This window comes from Rheinheimera soli, from assembly GCF_021290985.1.
GTDB lineage: Bacteria > Pseudomonadota > Gammaproteobacteria > Enterobacterales > Alteromonadaceae > Pararheinheimera > Pararheinheimera soli.
This window is the reverse complement of the sequence record NZ_JAJOYU010000079.1, coordinates 1-1,584: the sequence shown is the minus strand read 5'-3', so window position 1 is coordinate 1,584 and position 1,584 is coordinate 1. Positions and strand designations below refer to the sequence as shown.

General features: G+C 44.1%; 2 protein-coding genes and 1 pseudogene. All 3 read right to left on the bottom strand.

The window, feature by feature from the left end:
- Nucleotides 1-435, bottom strand: a pseudogene (locus tag LSG37_RS21060) (RHS repeat-associated core domain-containing protein); the annotation flags it as partial.
- Nucleotides 436-526: 91 nt separating this feature from the next.
- Complete coding sequence (locus LSG37_RS21055) at nt 527-754, bottom strand: hypothetical protein (protein ID WP_233081969.1); 228 nt, start codon at nt 752-754, stop codon at nt 527-529.
- Nucleotides 755-1,004: 250 nt separating this feature from the next.
- Nucleotides 1,005-1,584, bottom strand: a 580-nt coding sequence (locus tag LSG37_RS21050) for an RHS repeat-associated core domain-containing protein (RefSeq protein WP_301331836.1), incomplete at its 5' end; no start/stop codon positions are given.

The following is a 1,584-nucleotide window of genomic DNA, read 5'->3' as shown; positions in this document are numbered from 1 at the left end:
ACCCAAATGGTCGTTGTGCACATAATACAATTGGTTGTTCAGAATATAACCCACCACCTGGCCATTAAAATAAATGTACTGTTTGCTGGTGCCTTCGGCTAACAACTGGCCTTGTGGGCTATAGATAAACCTCGTTTCAACACTACCGACTTTTTTATACACCCGCTGGCCCATCGCGTTGTATCTGTACTGAGCTGAACCTGCGCTCGCCATTCGGTTATCGTTGTTATAGCTGTACGTGATTGTACTGCCATCAAAGCGTTTTTCACTGGTGACATTACCGTTAGCGTCATAACCAAAAATTCTCGTTTGACCGCCTTTGGTCACTGAAGATAAACGGTTCGAGTTGGGTGCTATAGCGTAGGTTTCATTCACAGCTCCACTGCGGCTGGTTCTGTTACCCAACGCATCATAACCAAAACTATGATTGCCCAAACCACTGCTGCTAATGCCTGTTAAACGTTAAAAGCGAAAAACAGGGGTTAGGTATAAGACCAACCCCGTTTATGGCAGTCGATATTTGAAGTTACTTTTTTCTTAGTATTTCAGATAACGGCTTAATAACTACAAGGCCTAAAGTGACACCAAACACAATGATGTTTACTTTTTCAAGCCAGTGATAACCAGATGCGGACTCTACCTTAATATATTCATCTGCAAATCTATAGCCTATTGCAATCACGGCAGTGCTGAACAGGAAAAATGCGATTTTAAGTAGAAGCTCAACCTTATTTCTGGCAACCACAATGATCATCTCCGAAACGGTTATTTATGTCATTCAGTAGGTATACAGCTACCGCTTCATCTTGACACCAAACATGTTAAGCAGAGGTTTGATTACTAATGGAATTAGTAACAAGATAAATATGAATATAAGCACCTTTTGCAACCAAAAATCATGCTCCGGATAACGCTCTAAAAAGTAAAGCTCTAACCATTTGAACAGAGAACTTAATAGGGCGGTGACAATTAGCAACCAACAATAAAACATGATTGATTTAGTTTTATTTTGCACAGCCACAGTCCCCGTATTCTTTATTTAATTGATCCACAGTCCACTCTGTGCCTTGGCCTGCTAAACCACCTACAATACCTGAGAGTCCGCCTTTAACCATTGAAGCACCGCCCGATCGAGTCCAGTTGTTTCCACCATATTTACCGTAGTCAGGATGCAAAATACCACTAAGAAGACCACCAGATAAACCGCCAAGCCCTGTTCCTTCCCAACCAGATAATCCGCCTGTTGCCCCCCCAACAGTTGCTCCCCAGAAAGAAGCAGTTGGCCCACTGAGACCTCCAGAAATAGCCCCTGTCACAGCCCCGCCCGCAGAAGGCCCCCAGACATAACCAACAACACCGTTTATTGCACCCAGAGCGAGCGCTAACTTCGGATCTCTGACACTGATCAAAGCACTAGCAGTACCTCCAGCAAAACCAGAGAGCCCATTTTTTGCATCTTTCGATATACAGAACAGTCCATAAGGATCGGCATAACTCAGCGGATTTCCCCCAACATAGCCATAAGTATTCAACCCACCCGCCAAACCAATAGGGTCACTCTGCAAATAGCGCCCTAAAGTCGCA

Bases quoted from the DNA above. Each gene is read 5' to 3' on its own strand.
- LSG37_RS21055 (WP_233081969.1), bottom strand. From the start codon at position 754: ATGATCATTGTGGTTGCCAGAAATAAGGTTGAGCTTCTACTTAAAATC.